Source organism: Pseudomonas sp. TMB3-21, assembly GCF_054898145.1.
In genome coordinates, this window is the sequence record NZ_CM142718.1 from 5,280,461 (window position 1) to 5,304,006 (window position 23,546).

Below are 23,546 nucleotides of genomic sequence, written 5' to 3' on the forward strand. Positions count from 1 at the left end.
GTCATTCCTCAGGTGTGGCGTGCTCGCCACGCTGAATGGCGCGCATGAAATCAAGCTTCAACAGTAGCTGTTTCATACCTTCCACATCCAGTCTTACAGTATTGTGCGAATTGTAGTCTTCAGTTCTAGATATCTTTTCCTCGCCCTGCTCTACAAATTTTGCATAATTCAAATCTCGCAAATCTGGCGGTACTCGGAAATATTCACCACGATCTTCAGCGCAAGCCATTTCCTCACGACTTAACAGTGCCTCGTACAACTTTTCGCCATGGCGAGTACCAATAACTTGAATAGGATGTTCAGGTAGATTGAGCATTTCGGTTAATGCTTTGGCGAGAACTTCGACGGTAGCTGCGGGCGCTTTTTGTACAAACATATCACCGTTATTTCCGTGCTCAAATGCATAAAGCACTAGATCCACAGCATCAGCGAGTGTCATCATGAAACGCGTCATATTCGGATCCGTAAGGGTAAGAGCCTTGCCGTCGCGAATTTGCTGAATAAATAGTGGAATCACAGATCCACGAGAGGCCATCACATTGCCGTAACGCGTGCCACAGATGACAGTTTTGTCGTCATCGGCCCCACGTGACTTGGCAACCATTACCTTTTCCATCATCGCCTTGGAGATACCCATCGCATTGATGGGATAAACTGCCTTGTCTGTGCTAAGGCAAACGACGCGTTTGACACCATTCAAGATGGCCGCTTCAAGTACGTTTTCTGTGCCCAGGACGTTAGTCTTCACCGCTTCCATTGGGTGAAATTCGCATGAAGGGACCTGCTTCAATGCTGCAGCATGAAAAATATAGTCCACGCCTCGCGTGGCATTGATTACGCTCTGATAATCCCGAACATCACCAATATAAAACTTAAGTTTGGAGTTCGCGTAAAACTTCCGCATGTCGTCTTGTTTTTTCTCATCCCGGCTGAAGATTCGAATTTCAGCAATATCTGTATCGAGAAAGCGCTTAAGCACAGCATTGCCAAAAGAACCGGTGCCGCCGGTGATTAGAAGTTTCTTACCGCTAAAATAATTCAATTATTCATCTCCATAAAATCTATAATTTTTCGTCCGACGGCAGAGCTAGTTTTGTTCTTCAAAACCCAAATTCTACCACAAGCTGCCTTTTGGGACAAAATCTCCTGATCAGATGCACAGAATGTGGTGACAGCAGCACAAATACCCTCAATTGAGGGGTCTTCAATCACATTCAAAAAATCGTGGTATTCATCAGGAATTCCGCTCAACCGTGTAGTCAAAACTGGCACACCGCTAACCATGTACTCTAGCAATTTGGACGGAAACGAATACCGCGTATATGTTTCACGCGGGTCTCTGCTCAAAATGAGACAAGCCGAATTGGATTGTATCGTTTCAACTTCTCTTGCACTGAGAAACCCTAAATATTTAATCGAAGGATGGCATGAAGCCATTTCCGACAAATAGGGTTCCAGTTCTCCGCGACCGCACAGCCAAAGTTCGTAGCCGGATTCTGCCTTGATAAAACCCTCTACCAACTCGACAATTCCGTAGGCTTTGCTTAAACCTCCAGCATAAAAAATTACCTTTGGAGCTAGCGATCCGATAGATATTTCTCGCTGATCAACCGCTGAATTAGCGATGCCTTCGAGAACCATATATGGCTTACTTGACCATTTGGCACTGTCAGTAACCATATACTTACTAGCAACAAATACACCCGAAGAATTGTCGATCAGACAATCAATCAACCAGGCATCCAGTTTTTTCAGCGATCGTGTAACAAAAGATCTTCCCATCCCCATATCCATATAGATTGGCAGATCAGGTATGTAAACAAAAAAGGGTATTCCAAATATTTTTCGTACCACATAAGCGGCGAGTAAATTTGGCGTATGAGCTGCATATACACAAACAATGCTCATCTGTCTTTTACGCGATTTCAGCAAACCACCAAGCACACCAAAAAAACGAGTGACTATTTTCAATAGTGGGAGATTAATCAAAGGTATAACACTGGACTCGCCATTAGAAGCATTGTTACGCCCACCGGGAAAGTATATTTTCCTGTTACGAGGAAATGTAGAGACAGCGATCGTCGCTACCGTATCTACAACATTACCGTCAATGCGCAGGGCATCAAGAAACCTGCTTTCTAATTTGTAAGCAGCAACTTGCGGATAAGGGTCACCCTTGGAAAACTTCTCAAAATACTCGTCGCCGACACAAAACCCTACCAAAACTACGCGCTTACTCATTTCGGCCTCTTAACGTATCTCTGCGTATCGATGAACAGGTGTTCAAGTTATCCCAGAAGTATGCGCCCACTTGGCTGAAAAGATTCAGAAGCTAAAGCGGGCGCAATCCTACGCCTCATGTAACAACTAACTATTGGCACTCTCGGTGAGCAGACCAAAGGCCGAACCTATCACTCGCCACAGTCCAAATACCCCAAGCACCAAAAACGTCCAAAAAATCCCGTGATCATAAAAAATCGGGCCCTCACCAGGCAATTGGGAAAAGTGATAACCGGTGATGGCTCCAGTGACGGCAAGCGATCCAACTGTCGCACTAATTCCAAGCGGGAGTGATGCAAATATTCCGAGGATAATTGATGCGCAGAGCAATGCGACGATGGCTAACGACCATCCACCTAGAGCATAGGCCGAGACTTGCACCGCCGCGGGCGCGGTTCCTCTACCTTTAAATTGATCATCAAATATCCGACCGTAAATGTATGTACTTGGGCGGCAAGGTTGCCCTACCTTCGCTTGAGCCATGACACCGCCGCACACTGCGCCCTCCTGCGTAAAAACTTCATAGTAGTAGGGATAGATTATCGCCATCCTGTTAACTACGTTAAATAGCAGCATCGGAGCATTTTGAGCTGCCGCCCCCCCTACGTTTGTAACATTCTCTATTAAATCGGGAACTTTAGTATCTACATCATCGTCGACACTATTTTCTACCGTTGATTTCTCTGGCGTACTAATGCTCGGTATCACCACAGCAGGCGTTTCGACGACGGGCGCTGACGTTTCCGCCAGTGGGGGTGTCGTTATCGCTGGTGCGAGTCTGAATACAAAAGCAGAAATCAAGAAATACATGAAAACAAGCAACACCCCGCCCATTATAGTTTTCAGGTATGCATAACGCTTTGCGTAGACAAAGATTGCTAATACAAGGCCGGCATAAAAAATTAGCACAGGCCACTTCATGTTGAGCATAGTTAAAAACAATGACATCAACATCGTATTGCAGATGGTTGTGACTAGCCAGAAAGACTGTTTACAACGCATCCATCTTATTAAAGAATAAATTGAAAGATAATGAAGTATCGACATTAACACCGCGAGAGGTGCAAAACCCAACTGATCTCTGATTTGAAATCTCGCGAGTACAGAGGACACCGAATCAGTCCCAGCCAAGAACAGTGAAAATGCGTCGGCTCGAATTAGCGAATAGAGTACAAAAGAGTAAAAAATCACGGCTATAAAGGAATATTCAAATATAGAAAACTCCCGTATTTTCGCGGCATATTTTTCGATTACGCCACTAAAAAAATACTTAACCAATACTACGACTAACGGCGTTATTAAAAAAGGCAGAAAAAGCAACAACCAATAGCCCGGAGTAAAAAGAGTTTCAAACCCAAGAATTTTCGCAGTGTAGCTGTCTCGCTCTAACAGCGTTCTTCCGAAGGGAAGCCAGTATATTATATTTCCTAAAACTACCGTAAGAAAATAAGCACTCAGAAATATCACTGGCGCTAAGTTTTTAGAAAGCCACAACCTAAGATCTTCTAGAAAAGCCATTACCATGCATCCTACTGAAAGATTCCACTAACATTATCCTACATCACAAGAATTCGCTTTCGTGCACATTCTTGTGATACTGCAGTCCCTGCCTACTCAAACATATGGAGCCTATAGCAACTTGGTTGCGAAATTACGCACGACCTTATAGGGTAGCCTTCATAAACTCGCTCCATCTGACGCCTTTTATTAATGCAAAGATGGATACGACTGAAAACCCAGCCAGCCAGTAAACTGAATCCACCCACCAGATCGCGTTGTCTAATTCCGATGTCAATGCAAAATTTAAGAGATATCCTGATAAAAAAGCTAAAGATGAAATTATCACCGGGAGAGTAAAGCACCTATAAACACTAAGACGTTTATACAAGCTCGATATGACATAAACAAAATAGACGAGTTGCGCCAACAATACTCCGAGAGCGATCCCGTGCAGCCCCCAAAAATATCCTCCAACCCAGGCAAAACCTATAGACATGAGCGCGGAGGCCAACGAAAGAAATGCCAAGAGTTTCATTTTTCTATGAACTTCAAGACGTTTCTGGAAATACACCGCTGCACTGTTCAAAAACACGCCGGCGAATGCGTAGAAAATTATTAATCGTGATGCACCTAACTCCTTGCCCGTAACTCTCTCAAAAAAATCAAAACCAACAAAATACAACACGGACCATAGAAGTGCAAAAGCCACTATAAGGAAACTAGAGGAGCTTTCTATGATGCTTATAGCAAAGACACCATCTCTGAATTTTTTTATTAAAAATGGATGCACCATCATTAGCAGCGGCATACTTAAAAGGCCGCCACCCCCTACGAACAAATCTTTAAGTGACAAATATGAATCACCAAATTGAACTTCATAATATCCGATTGCTAGCCGGTCCGCGCCCGCCATAACTAACATCCCAAAAATCCATGGCGAAAGCGCACCGCCATATTGGAATATGCTTTTCAGATCAAATCTTAGCTGGCCCACATTTGAAAAAGGATTAGAGAAAATAAAAATACGAGAAAGATATACGAACATCAAAATAACCGCGACAGAATAGCCCGCTATCAATGCGAACAATGCATTCTCTAGATCGATCTCGGCAAAGTTAAAGTAATATAGAACCAGCCCGATTTGCGCAGCTGCTTGCAAGATCACAGCAACTAGCTGTTGTTTCACCATGAAACCGGCCTGACATATCGAGGACAAGAAAAAAAAGACAATTTGACTCAAGCATAGTAACCATACAAGGACAAAAACGCCGCTTTCATCTACAAACATCGCGGAAATTGTAGCCGCCAAAAGGGCAGCAAATGGCGCAATGCATAATATGACGAATATGCAATTCGAGACAAAACTCGATCTATCTCCAACACCTGAATAATAGTATATAAACGAGTTCCCCACCCATCCGGCACACAATTGAGCAGCCATTAAAGAGCAGAACAAGCTAACGGAATAACTTACATATTCACCGGCTGGAAACGACTTATAAAGGAAGAACACCAAGAATATGCCTGACACCGCAGGAACCAACTTTACTGGTACATAAAGCATCAGCTTTCGAAGAAAGACACTCATATTCATCTAATTCCGTTTAAACTGTTTTCTTCGGGATCAATCAAGGAGCAACTAATGGCTGAAGATGGAGCATCATCATTTTGCGCAACAAATAATGAGGGAAGCATCGCATGTTTGCGATTTTCAGGCAAGGCGCTACCTCGCCAGCAACTCAGGTTAGAGCTTGAAAATACCGGACAGGCGTGAAGCCGTCGCAATCAGTCATTCAGCGCACACACATTCTTCACCTTCATTAGCGATAGACGGTGATAACCAGTTCAGACCAAGGGACGCTTCCGCCTGCGTGTACTGCGTCTCAAAAGGACAGTCACCGGACCAATCAGCATTCCAAGAAGAAACGCAATTACCACAGCAACGGCAACAGGGAGTTCTGGCCCCGCCCAACCCACGAATTGCAACGAAACTGATTGCTGGTTCTCAAGAACGAACGCAAGGATTGCCAGAACAATCAGCAAGCCCAAAACGGCCAGCAGTACTCGTTGAAAATTACGCATTTACGGTTCCTTGCTTTGTGGAGGCCTTAAAGTAGGCCCTCCTCTTCTTCCTCATTCACCCGATCCCGCAGCTCCTTCCCCGGCTTGAAATGCGGTACAAACTTCCCATCCAGGCTCACCGACTGCCCAGTCTTAGGATTCCGCCCAACCCTTGGCGCGCGGTAATGCAGAGAAAAACTACCAAAACCCCGAATCTCAATCCGATCCCCGGTGGCCAGGCATTGGGACATTTGTTCAAGCATGGTCTTGATGGCCAGCTCCACATCCTTGGATGAGAGCAGCCCTTGATGGGTGACAATTCGTTCGATCAACTCCGACTTCGTCATATTTTTCCCTTCTTTTTCAAGCAGCTAGGAAAATCGCTACCAAGGTTTTAGCATGACCGGATGAATTTGAACAGTCCGACTTTCTCCACGCTACCGCCAGCAGTGCGTTGCCCGATTACGGGGCACTGAACCGCTATTCCTTCGCTAGATTTACTTGCAAATCACCAACATGGTTCGGGTTACCAGGCCTGCGGGATTGAAGCCGAATGGGTATTGGTCTTCATCCTTGGCATCATCGGATCGCGTCACTACTTTGTAGCCTGCGCCTTTGCATTCCTTGGCCGCGCGCTTATGGCACTTTTCCCAGCCTGAGCCCAGGCCGGAGCAATCAACCTCGATGCCGCTAACCCCACGCACTGAGTGAGTTTTGGCACCTGTTGCACAGCCCGCCAATGTCAGTAGAACCAATGTGACGATGAGCTTGTTCATTCACTTCCTTATGTCGGGCGCTCTGCCCGACTGGCGTTTGCTTCAGGCTATAGAGTAGCTGCAATTAAGCATTTGATCCTGTTAAAGAAAGGGACAGTTTTTTTGGGGGGATGGTTCATGGAACAGTGGGATGAAGGGATTTTAAGTTGGGAAGAACATGGGCATGGGGTGTTAGTGATGGTGGGGTTTGTCTGGGAAGGAGTGGTGATTTCAGGAATCGCCAGCAGGCTGGCTCCTACAAGGGTTGGGGCGGGGGTGGTGAATTTTGGGCATGAAAAAGGGCGACCGAAGTCGCCCTTTTTCTATGGTCTGACAGAACTTAGTTCTGTTTTTCCATTTGTGCACGCAACAGGTCGCCCAGAGTGGTAGGACCAGCAGCGATGCTATCCGAAGGCTTGTCTTTCAAGCTTTGGATGGCTTCTTTCTCTTCAGCATCGTCTTTCGACTTGATGGAGAGCTGGATTACACGGCTCTTGCGGTCAACGCTGATGATCTTGGCTTCTACTTCCTGGCCTTCCTTCAGAACGTTGCGCGCGTCTTCAACGCGGTCACGGCTGATTTCGGAGGCTTTCAGAGTCGCTTCGATATCGTCGGCCAGAGTGATGATGGCGCCTTTAGCGTCAACTTCTTTTACGATGCCTTTAACGATTGCGCCTTTGTCGTTCTCTTGAACGTACTCGGAGAACGGATCGCTTTCCAGTTGCTTGATACCCAGGGAGATGCGCTCGCGCTCCGGGTCAACCGACAGGATAACGGTGTCCAGCTCGTCGCCCTTCTTGAAGCGGCGAACGGCTTCTTCGCCCACTTCGTTCCAGGAGATGTCGGACAGGTGAACCAGACCGTCGATGCCGCCGTCCAGACCAATGAAGATACCGAAATCGGTGATCGACTTGATGGTGCCGGAGATTTTATCGCCCTTGTTGAACTGGCCAGAGAAATCTTCCCATGGGTTAGATTTGCACTGCTTGATGCCGAGGGAGATACGACGACGCTCTTCGTCGATGTCCAGAACCATAACTTCCACTTCGTCGCCGACTTGTACGACTTTCGAAGGGTGGATGTTCTTGTTGGTCCAGTCCATTTCGGAAACGTGTACCAGGCCTTCAACGCCTTCTTCCAGCTCAGCGAAGCAGCCGTAGTCGGTCAGGTTGGTTACACGAGCGGTAACGCGAGTGCTTTCTGGGTAACGGGCTTTGATAGCAACCCATGGATCTTCGCCCAGCTGCTTGAGGCCCAGGGAAACACGATTGCGTTCGCGATCGTACTTCAGAACCTTGACATCGATCTCGTCGCCAACGTTGACGATTTCCGATGGATGCTTGATACGCTTCCAAGCCATGTCGGTAATGTGCAGCAGGCCATCGACGCCACCCAGATCGACGAATGCGCCGTAATCGGTGAGGTTCTTGACGATACCTTTGACTTGTTGGCCTTCCTGCAAGGATTCCAGCAGAGCTTCGCGCTCGGCGGAGTTCTCGGCTTCCAGGACGCTGCGACGGGAAACGACAACGTTGTTGCGCTTCTGGTCCAGCTTGATGACCTTGAATTCCAGCTCTTTGCCTTCCAGGTGCGTGGTGTCGCGCACTGGACGAACGTCAACCAGAGAACCTGGCAGGAACGCACGGATGCCGTTAACGTCGACTGTGAAGCCGCCTTTAACCTTACCGTTGATAACGCCCTTGACCACTTCTTCGGCTGCGAAGGCTGCTTCCAGAACGATCCAGCACTCGGCGCGCTTGGCTTTTTCACGGGACAGCTTGGTTTCACCAAAGCCGTCTTCAACCGAGTCCAGAGCAACGTGAACTTCGTCACCGACATTGATAGTCAGATCGCCAGCGTCGTTGTAGAACTGCTCAAGCGGGATGAGTGCTTCAGACTTCAGGCCAGCGTGAACGGTTACCCAACGTGCTTGGTAATCGATATCAACGATAACACCGGTGATGATGGAGCCTGCCTGAAGGTTCAGGGCTTTTAGGCTTTCTTCAAAGAGTTCCGCAAAGCTTTCGCTCATTTTAATTCCTGAGTATAAGGGCGAAGAATACGCCCATCTCCACATCCCAGACGACGTGGGTTACGTTCATTTAAAGAAGCACCGCAGGACTATGACTGGTCCCCTGAAACGCTTCTTGGTCACCCGGCGATATCGCGGAGTGCGATCTCGCTCATGATGCGTTGCAACACCTGATCGATGGATAATTCCGTGGAATCCAGCTGAATGGCGTCAGCCGCCGGCTTGAGCGGGGCTACCGCTCGCTGGGTGTCACGCTCATCGCGTGCACGTATCTCATCTAGCAGACTCGACAGACTAACACCATCGACTTTGCCCTTCAACTGCAAGTAACGACGGCGCGCACGCTCCTCGGCACTGGCAGTCAGGAAGATTTTCAGCGGCGCGTCCGGGAATACTACGGTGCCCATGTCGCGCCCATCGGCGACCAGGCCCGGCATCTCCTGGAAGGCTCGCTGCCTCTGCAGCAAGGCTTCGCGGACCGCCGGTAGTGCGGCAACCTGCGACGCACCCGAGCCGACGCTCTCGGTACGGATCACGTCGCTGACCTCGTCCCCTTCCAGAATGATGCGCTGCAGCTGACCGTCGGTCGCCGCGATGAACTGCACATCCAGATGAGCGGCAAGTTGCTTGAGCAGTTCTTCGTTGGTCAGGTCGACGCCGTGGTTATGCGCGGCGAAGGCCAGCAAGCGATAAAGCGCACCGGAGTCCAGCAGGTTCCAGCCCAGTTGCTTGGCCAGAATGCCGGCGACCGTGCCTTTGCCAGAGCCGCTTGGCCCATCAATGGTGATGACCGGTGCGATATTTTTCACGATTGAGCCTCTTGTGCCACACGAATGCCGACCTGGGCGCACAGCGCGAGGAAGTTCGGGAACGACGTTGCAACGTTGGCGCAGTCATGGATGCGGATCGGCGCTGTAGCGCGCAACGAGGCAACGCTGAAGGCCATGGCAATGCGGTGATCGCCGTGACCGTGCACTTCGCCGCCGCCGATCAGGCCGCCATCGATGATGATGCCGTCCGGCGTCGGCTCGCATTTGACGCCAAGGGCCAGCAAGCCATCGGCCATGACCTGAATGCGGTCCGATTCCTTGACGCGCAGCTCTTCGGCGCCGCGCAACACGGTGCGCCCTTCGGCACAGGCGGCGGCCACGAACAGCACCGGGAATTCGTCGATGGCCAGTGGGACCAGCGCTTCGGGAATCTCGATGCCTTTGAGTTTAGCCGCCCGTACGCGCAGATCCGCAACCGGTTCGCCGCCGACTTCACGCCGGTTTTCCAGGGTGATGTCGGCGCCCATCAGACGCAGGATGTCGATGACGCCGGTGCGGGTCGGGTTGATGCCGACGTGCTCGAGCACCAGCTCGGAACCTTCGGCAATCGAAGCCGCGACAAGGAAGAACGCTGAAGACGAGATATCGCCCGGCACTTCAATGTGAGTCGCGGTCAGCTTGTGCCCGGACTCGACCGACGCCGTCGCGCCGTCAACGCTGACCGGGTAGCCGAAGCCACGCAGCATGCGCTCGGTGTGATCGCGGGTCGGCGCTGGCTCGGTGACGGTGGTTTTGCCGTCGGCGTACAGACCGGCCAGCAGCAGGCAGGATTTAACCTGGGCACTGGCCATCGGCATGGTGTAGGTCAGGCCTTTGAGCTTGTTACCACCACGGATGACCATCGGCGGACGACCTTCGGCAGCGGTCTCGATCACGGCGCCCATTTCACGCAGCGGATTGGCCACGCGGTTCATCGGACGCTTGGACAACGAGGCGTCGCCGGTCAGGGTGCTGTCGAAGTTCTGCGCCGCCAGCAGGCCGGACAGCAGACGCATCGAGGTGCCGGAGTTGCCCAGATAGATCGGGCCCGGCGCTGGCTTCAAGCCATGCAGGCCGACGCCGTGAATGGTCACGCGGCCGTGGTGCGGCCCTTCGATCACTACGCCCATGTCGCGGAAGGCTTGCAAGGTCGCCAGGGCGTCTTCGCCCTCAAGAAAGCCTTCGACTTCGGTGACGCCTTCGGCGAGGGAGCCGAGCATGATCGAGCGGTGGGAAATCGATTTGTCGCCCGGTACACGAATCCGCCCAGTCAGGCGGCCACCAGGTTGTGCCAGGAAAATCAGGTCGTTGGAGTTCATAGCGTCCACATAGGCCCGGCGGGCCAGGATTTTACTGAAATGCTCGCGGGCAACCCGTGCGCGTGTGAACACGCCCAACAATTGGTGCCCATCCCCTGCATCGACCGCGTCGCGCAAGGCGTCGAGGTCGCTGCGAAATGTATCGAGTGTGCGCAGGACAGCTTCGCGGTTGGCGAGGAAGATGTCGTGCCACATGACCGGGTCACTTCCCGCGATTCTTGTGAAATCACGGAAACCGCCGGCAGCGTAACGGAAGATCTCAAGGTTTTCATTGCGCTTGGCCAATGAATCGACCAAGCCGAACGCCAGCAGGTGTGGCAAATGGCTGGTCGCCGCCAGCACTTCGTCATGACGCTCGACCTGCATGTGCTCGACATCGGCGCCCAATTCGCGCCATAAACGGTCAACCACTGCCAGTGCGGCCGGATCGGTCTGATCCAGCGGTGTCAAAATGACTTTGTGGCGACGGAACAGCTCGGCGTTGGAGGCTTCCACCCCGCTCTGCTCGGAACCGGCAATCGGATGGCCCGGGACGAAACGCGGCGGCATGCCCCCAAAGGCTTCGGTGGCAGCACGCACGACATTGCCTTTGGCACTGCCGACGTCGGTGAGAATCGCCGAGCCCAGATCCATCGCCGCCAGACGCGCGAGCATTTTTTCCATGGCCAGAATCGGCACGGCGAGCTGGATCACGTCGGCACCCTGACAGGCAACGGTCAGGTCTTCTTCGCAGCGATCGACCACGCCCAACTCCACCGCCAGCTTGCGCGACTGCGGATCGAGATCGACGCCGACCACTTCGCGGCACAGGCCACTTTCACGCACACCTTTGGCGAACGAACCACCGATCAAACCCAGACCGACCACCACCAGGCGACCGATCATAGGTGCAGCAGGTTGCAGTGTAGTGACATCAACCACGAGCCAGAACCTTGGTCAGTGCCTCAAGGAAACGCGTGTTTTCCGTCGGCAGACCGATGGTGATGCGCAAATGGTTCGGCATGCCGTAATTGGCCACCGGGCGCACGATCACGCCTTCACGCAGCAGACCCTGGAACACTGGCGCGGCCACCTGGCCGAGATCGACGCAGATGAAATTGCCTTTGGATGGAATCCAGCTCAGACCCAGCTCGCGGAAACCCGCTTGCAGCTGTTGCATGCCGGCCTCGTTGAGGCGACGGCTTTGTGCCAGGTAATCGGTGTCTTGCAAGGCAGCGCACGCAGCGGCGAGGGCCAGGCTGTTGACGTTGAACGGCTGACGCACGCGGTTGAGCACATCGGCCACCACGGCAGTCGACAAGCCGTAACCGACGCGCAAAGCTGCCAATCCGTAAGCCTTGGAGAAGGTGCGCGAGACCAGCAGATTCGGGTACGCCGCCAGGTAATCGAGACCGTCCGGCAAGTCGCTGCCTTCGGCGTATTCGATGTAGGCCTCGTCCAGCACGACCAGCACGTGGGCCGGAACGTCCTGCAGGAATTCGTCCAGCGCTTCTGCGCCGAACCAGGTGCCGGTCGGGTTATTCGGGTTGGCGATGAACACCACGCGGGTGTCGGCATCGATCGCGGCGAGCATGGCCGACAGATCGTGGCCCCAGTCTTTGGCCGGGATCACTTTAGCGGTAGCGCCGACGGCTTGCGTGACGATCGGGTAGACCGCAAACGCGTGCTCGCTGAACACCGCGTTGAGGCCCGGCGCCAGGTAGGCGCGCGCGACCAGCTCGAGAATGTCATTGGAACCGTTGCCCAGCGTGACTTGATCGAGCTCAACGCGGCACTGATCGGCCAGCAGGGTCTTCAGCGCGAAACCGTTGCCGTCGGGATAACGGGTCAGCTCGGCCAGTTCATCACGAATCGCGTTTAGCGCTTTCGGACTGGCGCCCAGCGGGTTTTCGTTGCTCGCCAGTTTGACGATGCTCGACGGATCGATGTCCAGCTCGCGCGCCAGTTCGTCCACGGGTTTGCCCGGAACGTAAGGCGAAAGTTGTTGTACGCCCGGCTGTGCCAGAGCGAGGAAGTCGCCACTCATTTGCTACCCCTTAGAGAACTGCTTTCGGGTAGGAACCCAGCACTTTGAGTGCTACTGCTTCCTGACTGATCTTTTCCAGCACACCTTTGATCAACGGATCGCGGTGGTGACCGACGAAATCGATAAAGAACACGTAGGTCCATTTACCGCTGCGCGACGGACGTGTCTCGATGCGCGTCAGGTCGATGCCATTGTCGTGGAACGGCACGAGCAATTCGTGCAGGGCGCCGGGTTTGTTGCTCATGGAAACGATGATCGAGGTCTTGTCGTCGCCGGTCGGTGGCACTTCCTGGCTGCCGATCATCAGGAATCGCGTGGAGTTGTCCGGGCGATCCTCGATTTTTTCGGCAAGACGGGTCAGCCCGTACAGGCCTGCCGCCATGTCGCCGGCAATTGCCGCCGAATTCCACTCACCCTTGACCCGCTTGGCCGCTTCGGCGTTGCTCGACACCGCGACGCGTTCGACATTCGGGTAGTGTGCGTCGAGCCACTTGCGGCACTGGGCCAGCGACTGCGCGTGGGAATAGATGCGGCTGATGCTGTCGGTCTTGGTGTTTTCGCCGACCAGCAAGTGGTGGTGAATGCGCAACTCGACTTCGCCACAGATAACCATGTCGTGTTCGAGAAAGCTGTCCAGCGTGTGGTTGACCGCGCCTTCGGTGGAGTTTTCCACCGGGACCACGCCGAAATTCACCGCACCGGCAGCCACTTCGCGGAACACTTCGTCGATCGCCGCCATTGGCTTGCTGATCACCGCGTGGCCGAAATGCTTCATGGCCGCCGCTTGGGTGAACGTGCCTTCAGGGCCGAGGTAGGCGACTTTCAGCGGCTGCTCGAGGGCGAGGCACGAGGACATGATTTCGCGGAACAGCCGCGCCATCTCTTCGTTGCCCAGCGGCCCCTGATTGCGCTCCATCACACGCTTGAGCACCTGAGCTTCGCGCTCGGGACGATAGAACACCGGCACTTCGCCTTCGGCCAGCGAGGCCATTTTTACCCGCGCCACTTCCTGGGCGCAGCGTGCGCGCTCGCTGATCAGCTCGAGGACTTTGGTGTCCAGCGCATCGATGCGAACGCGCAGTGCCTTGAGTTCTTGCTCAGACATTAGCCGTGTTCCTTCTCGAACTCTGCCATGTACGAAATCAGCGCGTTGACCGCACCGATGTCGACGGCGTTATAGATGGAGGCGCGCATGCCGCCTACGGAACGGTGACCCTTGAGGTTCAACAGGCCACGCTCGTCGGCGCCGGCGAGGAACGGTTTGTCGAGACGGTCGTCCGCGAGGCGGAACGGCACGTTCATCCACGAACGGTCGGACGGGTTGATCGGGTTGCTGTAGAGGCCGCTGGCGTCGATGAAGCTGTACAGCGTGCGCTGTTTTTCTTCATTGAGCTTGCCGATGACTTCGACACCGCCCTGCTCTTTCAGCCATTCGAACACCAGACCGGACAAGTACCAGGCCAGGGTCGGCGGGGTGTTGTACATCGAGCCGTTATCCGCCGCGACCTTGTAGTTGAGCATGGTCGGGCACAGGGAACGGGCCTTGCCGAGCAAGTCTTCGCGGATGATGTTGACCACCAGACCGCTCGGGCCGATGTTTTTCTGTGCGCCGGCGTAGATCATGCCGAAACGCGAGATGTCTACCGGACGCGAAAGAATGTCCGAGGACATGTCGGCGACCAGTGGCACATCACCGGTTTCCGGGATCCACTGGAATTCCAGGCCGCCGATGGTTTCGTTCGGTGCGTAGTGAACGTAGGCGGCGTCTTTCGACAGGTTCCATTCGTTCTGGCCGGGGATGGCGAAATAGTCGTAAGGCTTGGCGGTGGCGGCAACGTTGACATGGCCGTAGCGCGAGGCTTCTTCGATGGCTTTCTGCGACCAGATACCGGTGTCGATGTAATCGGCGGTGCCGCTTTCGGGCAACAGGTTCAGAGGGATCTGAGCAAATTGCTGGCTGGCGCCACCTTGCAGAAACAGCACTTTGTAGTTCGACGGGATATTCAGCAGATCACGCAGATCCTGCTCGGCCTTGGTCGCGATGGACACGAACTCATCGCTGCGATGGCTCATTTCCATGACCGACAGGCCCTTGCCGTGCCAATCGAGGAGTTCACCCTGAGCGCGCTTCAGAACAGCTTCAGGAAGCGCCGCAGGACCGGCACAGAAGTTATAGGCTCTCTTGCTCACATCCAATCTCGCTCTGATTTGGTGGTCACATAAATCTTGAGTCTGCACTGTGGGAGCTAGCAAGCTCGCCCCCACAGGGTTACCACTCACTTCAGGCATGGATGAATCCGTGGCGAGGGAGCTTGCTCCCGCTTGAGTGCGAAGCGCTCACAAAAAAAACAGGGGCCGCTGCGCAGCCCAGCGGGAGCAAGCTCCCTCGCCACAATGAATCAAACAAACCTCAAGAGAGCAGCATTACCCATCAAGGAAGTGCAGTGTCGCAAATTTTCAAACGGGACAAACAACAAGGGGGCGAATTTTCATCCGCCCCCTGTTTGTCCGCTTACTCTTGCGGTTCTTCGTCTGCGGCGGCGTCGAGTTGCTGGTCTTCGACTGCGTCGTCGATCACGACCTCACCGTCGAACACTGCACCTTCTTCGCCCTCCTCGCCTTCGAGCTCCTCGCCCTCGACTTCCGACGGCTCCTGAACCCGTTCCAGACCGACCAGCGTTTCGTCGCTGGCCAGTTTGATCAGGGTCACGCCTTGGGTGTTACGACCCAGGCTGGAGACTTCGTCGACGCGAGTACGCACCAGTGTGCCCTGGTCGGAAATCAGCATGATCTCCTCTCCATCCTGCACCTGGACCGCGCCGACCAGACGGCCGTTGCGGTCGTTGCTGACCATGGCGATAACGCCCTGACCGCCACGCTTGTACTCAGGGAATTCGGCGATCGCCGTGCGCTTGCCGTAACCACGGGCCGAGGCAGTGAGGATCTCGCTGCCTTCTTCCGGGATCAGCATGGAAATCAGCTTCTGCCCTTCCGGCAGACGCATGCCGCGCACACCGCGAGCGGTACGGCCCATGGCGCGAACTTCGGATTCCTTGAAGCGGGTGACCTTGCCGCCGTCGGAGAACAGCATGATCTCCTGCTCGCCATCGGTGACGGCAGCAGAAATCAGAATGTCGCCTTCGTCCAGCTCGAGCGCGATCAGACCGACGCTACGCTGACGGCTGAACGCCACCAGCGGAGTCTTCTTGACCGTACCGTTGGCAGTCGACATGAAGATGAACGGGGCCTTCTTTTTGTCTGCAGCCTTGATTCGCGCCTTGCGCTCTTCTTCGGTTTCGTTGCTGTTTTCCAGCTCTTCGAGATCGGTCTCGATGCTTTCGGCGTCTTCGGCGTCAGCTCGCTTGCGCATGGCTTCCAGATCGACCGGGAGCATGGTGGTGATGTATTCACCCTCGCTCAGCGGCAGCAGGTTGACCAGCGGACGACCACGGGCAGCGCGGGAAGCTTCCGGGATTTCGTAGGTTTTCAGCCAGTACACCTTGCCTTTGCTGGAGAACAGCAGCAGCGTGGTGTGGCTGTTGGCGACCAGCAGGTGCGCGATGTAGTCCTCGTCCTTGACGCCGGTAGCCGATTTGCCTTTGCCGCCACGACGCTGAGCCTGATACGCAGCCAATGGCTGGGTCTTGGCGTAGCCACCGTGGGAAATGGTCACGACGCGCTCTTCTTCCGGGATCATGTCACCCAGGGTCAGGTCGAGACGGGCATCGAGAATCTCGGTGCGACGCACATCGCCGTATTCGGCGCGGATCACTTCCAGTTCTTCGCGGATCACTTCCATCAGGCGCGTGGCGCTGCTGAGGATGCGGATCAGTTCGCCGATCTGGTTGAGGATCTCTTGATACTCGGCCAGCAGCTTCTCGTGTTCCAGACCGGTCAGGCGGTGCAGACGCAGTTCGAGAATCGCTTGCGCCTGTTCCGGCGACAGGAAGTACTTGCCTTCACGCAGACCGTATTGCGGATCGAGGGTCTCCGGACGGCACGAATCGGCACCGGCGCGCTCAACCATCGCGACTACGGCGGACGATTCCCACGCGGTCTTGATCAGCGCTTCCTTGGCTTCCGACGGTGTCGGCGAAGCCTTGATCAGGGCGATGACCGGGTCGATGTTCGACAGGGCAACCGCTTGACCTTCAAGGATGTGACCGCGTTCGCGTGCTTTACGCAGTTCGAACACGGTACGGCGGGTGACGACTTCGCGACGGTGACGCACGAAGGCTTCCAGCAGATCCTTGAGGTTGAGGATCCGCGGACGGCCGTCGATCAGCGCGACGATGTTGATGCCGAACACTGCCTGCAACTGGGTCTGGGCGTAGAGGTTGTTGAGGATCACCTCAGGCACTTCGCCTCGACGCAGTTCGATCACGACGCGCATACCGTCCTTGTCGGACTCGTCGCGCAGTTCGGTGATGCCTTCCAGCTTCTTCTCTTTAACCAGCTCGGCGATCTTCTCGATCAGACGGGCCTTGTTCAGCTGGTACGGGAGTTCGGTGATGACGATCTGCTGACGGCCACCGACCTTGTCGATGTCTTCGATGGTCGAGCGGGCGCGCATGTAAATGCGCCCGCGACCGGTGCGGTAGGCTTCGATGATGCCGGCGCGACCGTTGATGATCGCGGCGGTCGGGAAGTCCGGACCGGGGATGTATTGCATCAGCTCATCGATGGTCAACTCGGGGTTGTCGATGAGCGCCAGGCAACCGTCGATGACTTCACCGAGGTTGTGTGGCGGAATGTTGGTCGCCATGCCCACGGCGATACCGCTGGAGCCGTTGACCAGCAGGTTGGGAATACGGGTCGGCATGACCGCGGGGATCATTTCGGTGCCGTCGTAGTTCGGCACCCAGTCCACGGTTTCTTTGTGCAGGTCAGCCAGCAGCTCGTGCGCCAGCTTGGTCATGCGCACTTCGGTGTATCGCATGGCCGCGGCGTTATCGCCGTCCACCGAACCGAAGTTGCCCTGACCGTCTACCAGCAGGTAGCGCAGCGAGAATGGCTGCGCCATCCGAACGATGGTGTCGTACACCGCGGTATCACCGTGGGGGTGATACTTACCGATCACGTCACCGACAACACGGGCAGATTTCTTGTACGGCTTGTTGAAGTCGTTGCCCAGCTCGCTCATCGCGAACAGCACACGCCGGTGCACGGGCTTCAAGCCATCGCGCGCATCCGGCAGTGCCCGCCCGACAATTACGCTCATCGCGTAGTCGAGGTAGGACTGCTTCAGCTCGTCTTCGATATTGACCGGGAGGATTTCTTTGGCCAGTTCGCCCATGAGAAGCCTGATTCCTTTTTCTGGTGAAACCTCGTCACATCCATATGGGACGAACGAAGCTCGCCGCTGCAGGCTGAGTGCCATGCAGCGACTTACGACAAATCAACGATTTATGCCATGGATCTGCGCAGTAAAGGCAGCCACATCGGGCTACCTTGGAAACCGCCGAATGTTATCACAAGAGCCGCCACGCACCTATCCCCCAGATGCGCATGGAGTGTAGTTAGTTGAGTGGTGAGGGGCTGATAGGGGATCAGAGGGGCTTAGAGCTGGGTTTGACGCAGATTTCGGGGTCAGATGATAGGTGTTTTTGGTTTCAGGGCCCCTTCGCGAGCAGGCTCGCTCCCACAATGGAGCTGTGTCGTGTGCAAAATATGCGCTCGACTTGGTCAAATGTGGGAGCGAGCCTGCTCGCGAAGGCGATTTATCAGGCGCTGAAGAACATCAATGCAACCGCTTGCGACACATCAACTGCGCCATTTTGGCGGTATCCGGCCGTTCGATGATGCCCTTTTCGGTGACGATCACATCGATCAGATCCGCAGGCGTTACGTCGAACACCGGATTGAACGCATCGACATCCGCGCCAACCCGTTTGCCGCCGACCTCCAGCAATTCGCGGCCGTCGCGCTCTTCGATCGGGATGTCGTCACCGCTGGCGAGGTTCATGTCGATGGTCGAACTCGGCGCCACCACCATGAAGCGCACGCCGTGGTGCATGGCGTTGACCGCCAGCTGATAGGTGCCGATCTTGTTCGCCACATCGCCATTGGCGGTGATGCGGTCGGCGCCGACGATGACCCAGGTGATGCCTTTGGTCTTCATGATGTGCGCAGCGGCGGAGTCTGCGTTGAGCGTCACGGGAATGCCTTCGTTGGCCAGCTCCCATGCGGTCAGCCGCGAACCTTGCAGCCATGGACGGGTTTCATCGGCGTAAACGCGCTCGACCATGCCTTCGATGAACGCCCCGCGAATCACCCCCAGCGCCGTGCCGAAGCCGCCGGTGGCGAGTGCGCCGGTATTGCAGTGAGTCAGAATGGTCTGCGCGTTGCCCTGATGCTTGCGGATCAGGTCGACACCGAGCTGCGCCATGGTCAGGTTGGCTTCGCGATCGCTGTCGTGGATGGCGATGGCCTCGGCTTCCAGCACGGCCAACGGATCGGCGTGCTTTTTCAGGCGGTCCAGCCGATCACGCATGCGCGCCAGTGCCCAGAACAGATTCACCGCCGTCGGACGCGAGTCAGCCAGCAGCGCGAAGTCTCCTTCCAGTGCCGCGTGCCAGTCGCCACCCTCGGCGAAGCGGGCCCGGGCGGCCAGCACCACCCCGTACGCCGCACTGATGCCAATCGCCGGCGCGCCGCGCACGACCATCGAGCGAATCGCCTCGGCCACGCCGGCCGCGCTGGTGTAGGCGATCCAGGTTTCCTCGAACGGCAAAATACGCTGGTCGAGCAGATACAGGGCGCCATCTCGCCAATCGATGGCCTTCACCTTCTCCGCAGCCAACAGTCGATCGCGCATCCCACACCCCGTACTCAGTAACAAAGCCGCCGATTATAGCGAGCCCCCCGCGAAGACGCTCGGGTATACTTCGCCCTCTTTGACAAAAGCTCTGGAACCGACCTTCGATGCCAAACCCTGCCGCTGCGCTCGACCTGTTATTGCTGCCAACCTGGCTGGTACCCGTCGAACCTGCAGGCGTCGTCCTCAAGGAGCACGGCGTGGGCATTCGCGACGGGCGCATTGTCTTTATCGGCCCACGTTCCGCCGCGCTGAAGCTTGAAGCAAGCGAAATCCGTGAATTGCCGGACGTGCTGCTCAGCCCCGGCCTGATCAATGCCCATGGCCATGCCGCGATGACGCTGTTTCGCGGCCTGGCCGATGATTTGCCGTTGATGACCTGGCTGGAAAACCACATCTGGCCGGCCGAAGCCAAGTGGGTCGATGAAGCGTTCGTGCGCGATGGCACCGATCTGGCCATCGCCGAGCAGATAAAGGGCGGTATCACCTGCTTTTCCGACATGTATTTTTTCCCCAAGGTGGCCAGCGAGCGCGTGCACAACAGCGGCATCCGCGCGCAGATCGCGATTCCGATTCTCGACTTTCCCATCCCCGGCGCCGGCTCGGCAGACGAAGCCATTCGTCAGGGCGTCGAATTGTTCACCGACCTCAAGCATCACGAACGCATCAAAGTGACATTCGGCCCGCACGCGCCTTACACCGTCGGCGATGAGAACCTCGAGAAAATCCGGGTGATCGCCGAAGAGCTGGACGCGTCGATCCACATGCACGTGCACGAAACGGCATTCGAAGTGCAGCAAGCCGTCGAGCAGACAGGCGAACGGCCATTGGCCCGCCTCGAACGCCTTGGCCTGCTGGGCCCGCGCTTTCAGGCGGTGCACATGACCCAGATCAGCGAAGAAGACCTGGCGATGCTGGTAGAAAGCAACACCAATGTGATTCATTGTCCGGAGTCGAACCTTAAACTGGCCAGCGGTTTCTGCCCGGTCGAGCGTTTGTGGCAGGCGGGTGTCAATGTCGCTATCGGCACTGACGGCGCGGCCAGCAACAATGACCTCGACCTGCTCGGCGAAACCCGCACCGCCGCGTTGCTGGCCAAAGCGGTTGCCGGCTCGGCCACGGCGCTGGACGCCCACCGCGCGCTGCGCATGGCCACGCTGAACGGCGCCCGCGCGCTGGGTATCGAAGCCGACGTGGGCTCGCTGGAAATCGGCAAGGCGGCCGACATGGTCGCGTTTGACCTGTCCGGGCTGGCGCAGCAACCGGTCTACGACCCGGTGTCGCAGCTTATATATGCCACCGGTCGCGACTGCGTGAAACACCTGTGGGTCGCCGGCAAGCAGTTGCTCGACGAGCGCCGCCTGACACGCATGGACGAACAACAGCTGGCTGCCATCGCCAAGGCCTGGGGCCAGCGCATCAGCGGCCAGAACGAATTGTAAGCCCCCCGGACCAAATGCCGGGGCAACAGGATTTTTCAGGTTTTAGAGGATTGAACATGAGCAACGTCGACTACGCCGAGATCGCCAAATTCGAAGCGCTGGCCCATCGCTGGTGGGACCGTGAGAGCGAATTCAAGCCGCTGCACGACATCAACCCGCTGCGGGTCAACTGGATTGACGAGCGCGTGAACCTGGCCGGCAAGAAGGTCCTCGACGTCGGTTGCGGCGGCGGCATTCTCAGCGAAGCCATGGCGCAACGCGGCGCGACCGTGATGGGCATCGACATGGGCGAAGCACCGCTGGCGGTCGCGCAGTTGCATCAGCTGGAATCGGGCGTGACCGTCGAATATCGGCAGATCACCGCCGAAGCACTGGCAGAAGAGATGCCTGAGCAGTTCGACGTGGTGACGTGCCTGGAAATGCTCGAACACGTGCCGGACCCGTCGTCGGTGATTCGCGCCTGCTACAAAATGGTCAAACCGGGCGGCCAGGTGTTTTTCTCCACCATCAATCGCAATCCGAAGGCGTACCTGTTCGCCATCGTCGGCGCTGAATACATCATGAAGTTGCTCCCGCGCGGCACCCACGACTTCAAGAAATTCATCCGCCCTTCCGAGCTGGGTGCCTGGAGCCGCATGGCGGGTCTGACCGTCAAGGACATCATCGGCCTGACCTACAACCCTCTGACCAAACACTACAAGCTGGCGTCCGACGTGGACGTCAATTACATGATTCAAACCCTGCGCGAGGAGTAAAGCGATGCGTCTCAGAGCGGTTCTTTTCGACATGGACGGCACGCTGCTCGACACCGCGCCGGACTTCATTGCGATTGCCCAGGCGATGCTCGCTGACCGCGGCCTGCCGCCGATCAACCCGCAGTACATTCGCGACGAAATTTCTGGTGGTGCGCGGGCGATGGTCGCTGCGACCTTTTCCATGGACCCGGATTCGCCCGGCTTCGAGGAATTGCGTCAGGAGTTTCTCGACCGTTATCTCAAGGGTTGCGCGGTGCATAGCCATCTGTTCGATGGCATGGCCGAAGTACTGGAGAAAATCGAGAAGGCCAATCTGATCTGGGGCGTGGTCACCAATAAACCGGTGCGCTTCGCCGAGCCGATCATGCAGCAACTGGGGTTGGCCGAGCGCTCGAAAGTGTTGATCTGCCCGGATCATGTGACCAACAGCAAGCCAGACCCGGAACCGCTGACGCTGGCGTGCAAACTGCTGGATCTGGACCCGGCCAGCGTGTTGTTCATTGGCGATGACCTGCGCGATATCGAGTCCGGCCGTGATGCCGGGACCAAGACCTGCGCGGTGACCTACGGCTACATTCACCCGGATGACAACCCGAAGCACTGGGGCGCGGACGCCGTGATCGATCACCCGCTGGAGTTGATTGAAGTGCTGGATAACGCGTTGTGTAGTTGCTGACCAGCGCGCTTTTATGTGGCAGTACAGCTCTAAGGCACACAACTTTTTTGTGGCGAGGGAGCTTGCTCCCGCTGGGCTGCGAAGCGGCCCCAAAAAGTGTGAATCAGTCACAAAGAGTTGACTGCATCACGACTGCTTCGCAGCCGAGCGGGAGCAAGCTCCCTCGCCACAGAGAGTTCGCTTCCATATACGAGATGTCTGCCTTTTTGATTTGTCCTGAGGATTGTTATGTTTGATTATTCCGCCCGCCCTGAATTGCTCAAGGGCCGGGTCATTCTGGTTACCGGCGCCGGTCGTGGCATCGGTGCGGCCGCTGCGAAGACTTATGCCGCCCATGGCGCTACCGTTTTGTTGCTGGGCAAAACCGAAGCGAATCTGACTCAGGTCTACGACGAGATCGAAGCGGCGGGTCATCCGCAACCGGCCGTGATCCCGTTCAATCTCGAAACCGCTCAACCGCATCAATACGACGAGCTGGCGGCGATGATTGAAACCGAGTTCGGTCATCTCGACGGCCTGCTGCACAACGCGTCGATCATCGGTCCGCGCACGCCGATCGAACAACTGTCCGGCGAAAACTTCATGCGGGTCATGCACGTCAACGTTAACGCGATGTTCATGCTCACCAGCACTTTGCTGCCGCTTTTGAAGCTGTCGCAGGACGCCTCAGTGGTGTTCACCTCCAGCAGCGTCGGCCGCAAGGGTCGTGCCTATTGGGGCGCTTACGGCGTATCGAAATTTGCCACCGAAGGCCTGATGCAAACCCTGGCAGACGAAGTAGACACCGTGGCACCGGTACGCTCCAACAGCATCAACCCGGGCGCCACCCGCACCAGCATGCGCGCGCAGGCATACCCCGGTGAGAACCCGCTGAACAACCCGACGCCTGAAGAGATCATGCCGGTTTATCTCTACCTGATGGGCCCGGACAGCACCGGTATCAACGGCCAGGCATTCAACGCTCAGTAGTGCCGCACGTCGCATAAGTTTCGCGACGAAAATTCGTCGCGAAACGACAACAGCGTGATAAATGAGCATGAAGCAGTCAAACAAATGCCGCGCAAACCTTTGGAA

At 55.8% G+C, this 23,546-nt stretch carries 20 protein-coding genes; 5 read left to right on the forward strand and 15 right to left on the reverse strand.

Annotation, left to right across the window (positions count from 1 at the left end; genetic code table 11):
* Nucleotide 1 precedes the first annotated feature (1 nt).
* From ACYZTS_RS24005 to ACYZTS_RS24020, 4 genes are all read right to left on the reverse strand, one after another.
* Nucleotides 2-1,042, reverse strand: coding sequence for a polysaccharide biosynthesis protein (locus ACYZTS_RS24005; protein WP_461992539.1), 1,041 nt, complete (start codon nt 1,040-1,042; stop codon nt 2-4).
* Entirely contained in the window at nt 1,039-2,241 is a 1,203-nt protein-coding gene (locus ACYZTS_RS24010) for a glycosyltransferase (protein ID WP_461992541.1), read from the reverse strand. Before ACYZTS_RS24010 ends, ACYZTS_RS24005 begins: the two co-directional genes overlap by 4 nt.
* Before the next feature lie 126 nt (nt 2,242-2,367).
* The gene (locus ACYZTS_RS24015) at nt 2,368-3,798 is read right to left on the reverse strand and encodes a hypothetical protein (RefSeq protein ID WP_461992543.1); all 1,431 of its coding nucleotides are present in this window, start codon (nt 3,796-3,798) and stop codon (nt 2,368-2,370) included.
* A gap of 145 nt (nt 3,799-3,943) precedes the next feature.
* Complete coding sequence (locus ACYZTS_RS24020; RefSeq protein WP_461992545.1) at nt 3,944-5,374, reverse strand: polysaccharide biosynthesis protein; 1,431 nt, start codon at nt 5,372-5,374, stop codon at nt 3,944-3,946.
* A 48-nt stretch (nt 5,375-5,422) separates the two neighbouring features.
* On the opposite strand from ACYZTS_RS24020, the gene ACYZTS_RS24025 reads away from it, so the two are divergent.
* Nucleotides 5,423-5,554 carry a hypothetical protein gene (locus ACYZTS_RS24025; RefSeq protein ID WP_461992547.1) on the forward strand — a complete coding sequence of 44 codons (132 nt, stop codon included), beginning with the start codon at nt 5,423-5,425 and terminating at the stop codon, nt 5,552-5,554.
* A gap of 71 nt (nt 5,555-5,625) precedes the next feature.
* Here the strand turns inward: ACYZTS_RS24025 and ACYZTS_RS24030 are convergent, their stop codons facing one another.
* From ACYZTS_RS24030 to mtnA, 11 genes are all read right to left on the reverse strand, one after another.
* On the reverse strand, nt 5,626-5,862 hold the full coding sequence (locus ACYZTS_RS24030; protein ID WP_461992549.1) for a lipopolysaccharide assembly protein LapA domain-containing protein: 237 nt from the start codon (nt 5,860-5,862) through the stop codon (nt 5,626-5,628).
* A 26-nt stretch (nt 5,863-5,888) separates the two neighbouring features.
* Entirely contained in the window at nt 5,889-6,188 is a 300-nt protein-coding gene (gene ihfB, locus ACYZTS_RS24035; RefSeq protein ID WP_461992551.1) for an integration host factor subunit beta, read from the reverse strand.
* A gap of 150 nt (nt 6,189-6,338) precedes the next feature.
* Nucleotides 6,339-6,617, reverse strand: coding sequence for a hypothetical protein (locus ACYZTS_RS24040; protein ID WP_461992553.1), 279 nt, complete (start codon nt 6,615-6,617; stop codon nt 6,339-6,341).
* A 319-nt stretch (nt 6,618-6,936) separates the two neighbouring features.
* Nucleotides 6,937-8,628, reverse strand: coding sequence for a 30S ribosomal protein S1 (gene rpsA / locus ACYZTS_RS24045; protein WP_461992555.1), 1,692 nt, complete (start codon nt 8,626-8,628; stop codon nt 6,937-6,939).
* Nucleotides 8,629-8,747: 119 nt separating this feature from the next.
* Nucleotides 8,748-9,437, reverse strand: a complete 690-nt coding sequence (gene cmk / locus ACYZTS_RS24050) for a (d)CMP kinase (RefSeq protein WP_461992557.1) — start codon at nt 9,435-9,437, stop codon at nt 8,748-8,750.
* The gene (locus ACYZTS_RS24055; RefSeq protein WP_461996531.1) at nt 9,434-11,641 is read right to left on the reverse strand and encodes a bifunctional prephenate dehydrogenase/3-phosphoshikimate 1-carboxyvinyltransferase; all 2,208 of its coding nucleotides are present in this window, start codon (nt 11,639-11,641) and stop codon (nt 9,434-9,436) included. The genes cmk and ACYZTS_RS24055 overlap by 4 nt, the downstream gene beginning before the upstream one ends.
* A 28-nt stretch (nt 11,642-11,669) precedes the next feature.
* The gene (gene hisC, locus ACYZTS_RS24060; RefSeq protein ID WP_461992559.1) at nt 11,670-12,782 is read right to left on the reverse strand and encodes a histidinol-phosphate transaminase; all 1,113 of its coding nucleotides are present in this window, start codon (nt 12,780-12,782) and stop codon (nt 11,670-11,672) included.
* Between the two features lie 10 nt (nt 12,783-12,792).
* Nucleotides 12,793-13,887 carry a prephenate dehydratase gene (gene pheA / locus ACYZTS_RS24065; RefSeq protein WP_028620536.1) on the reverse strand — a complete coding sequence of 365 codons (1,095 nt, stop codon included), beginning with the start codon at nt 13,885-13,887 and terminating at the stop codon, nt 12,793-12,795.
* Nucleotides 13,887-14,972, reverse strand: coding sequence for a 3-phosphoserine/phosphohydroxythreonine transaminase (serC, locus tag ACYZTS_RS24070; RefSeq protein ID WP_461992561.1), 1,086 nt, complete (start codon nt 14,970-14,972; stop codon nt 13,887-13,889). Before serC ends, pheA begins: the two co-directional genes overlap by 1 nt.
* A gap of 322 nt (nt 14,973-15,294) precedes the next feature.
* The gene (gyrA, locus tag ACYZTS_RS24075) at nt 15,295-18,078 is read right to left on the reverse strand and encodes a DNA gyrase subunit A (protein ID WP_461992563.1); all 2,784 of its coding nucleotides are present in this window, start codon (nt 18,076-18,078) and stop codon (nt 15,295-15,297) included.
* 444 nt (nt 18,079-18,522) lie between these two features.
* Nucleotides 18,523-19,599 (reverse strand): S-methyl-5-thioribose-1-phosphate isomerase, encoded by a 1,077-nt coding sequence (gene mtnA, locus ACYZTS_RS24080; protein ID WP_461992565.1) that lies wholly within the window; start codon nt 19,597-19,599, stop codon nt 18,523-18,525.
* Between the two features lie 107 nt (nt 19,600-19,706).
* Here mtnA and ACYZTS_RS24085 point away from each other — a divergent pair, with 107 nt between their 5' ends.
* From ACYZTS_RS24085 to ACYZTS_RS24100, 4 genes are all read left to right on the forward strand, one after another.
* On the forward strand, nt 19,707-21,041 hold the full coding sequence (locus ACYZTS_RS24085; RefSeq protein WP_461992567.1) for a TRZ/ATZ family hydrolase: 1,335 nt from the start codon (nt 19,707-19,709) through the stop codon (nt 21,039-21,041).
* Between the two features lie 56 nt (nt 21,042-21,097).
* Nucleotides 21,098-21,796 (forward strand): bifunctional 2-polyprenyl-6-hydroxyphenol methylase/3-demethylubiquinol 3-O-methyltransferase UbiG, encoded by a 699-nt coding sequence (gene ubiG / locus ACYZTS_RS24090; RefSeq protein ID WP_150582017.1) that lies wholly within the window; start codon nt 21,098-21,100, stop codon nt 21,794-21,796.
* Between the two features lie 4 nt (nt 21,797-21,800).
* Nucleotides 21,801-22,472, forward strand: coding sequence for an N-acetylmuramic acid 6-phosphate phosphatase MupP (mupP, locus tag ACYZTS_RS24095; protein WP_461992569.1), 672 nt, complete (start codon nt 21,801-21,803; stop codon nt 22,470-22,472).
* A gap of 228 nt (nt 22,473-22,700) precedes the next feature.
* Nucleotides 22,701-23,441: a YciK family oxidoreductase gene (locus ACYZTS_RS24100; RefSeq protein WP_461992571.1), complete on the forward strand. Its 741-nt coding sequence runs from the start codon at nt 22,701-22,703 to the stop codon at nt 23,439-23,441.
* The last annotated feature ends 105 nt before the right edge of the window (nt 23,442-23,546 follow it).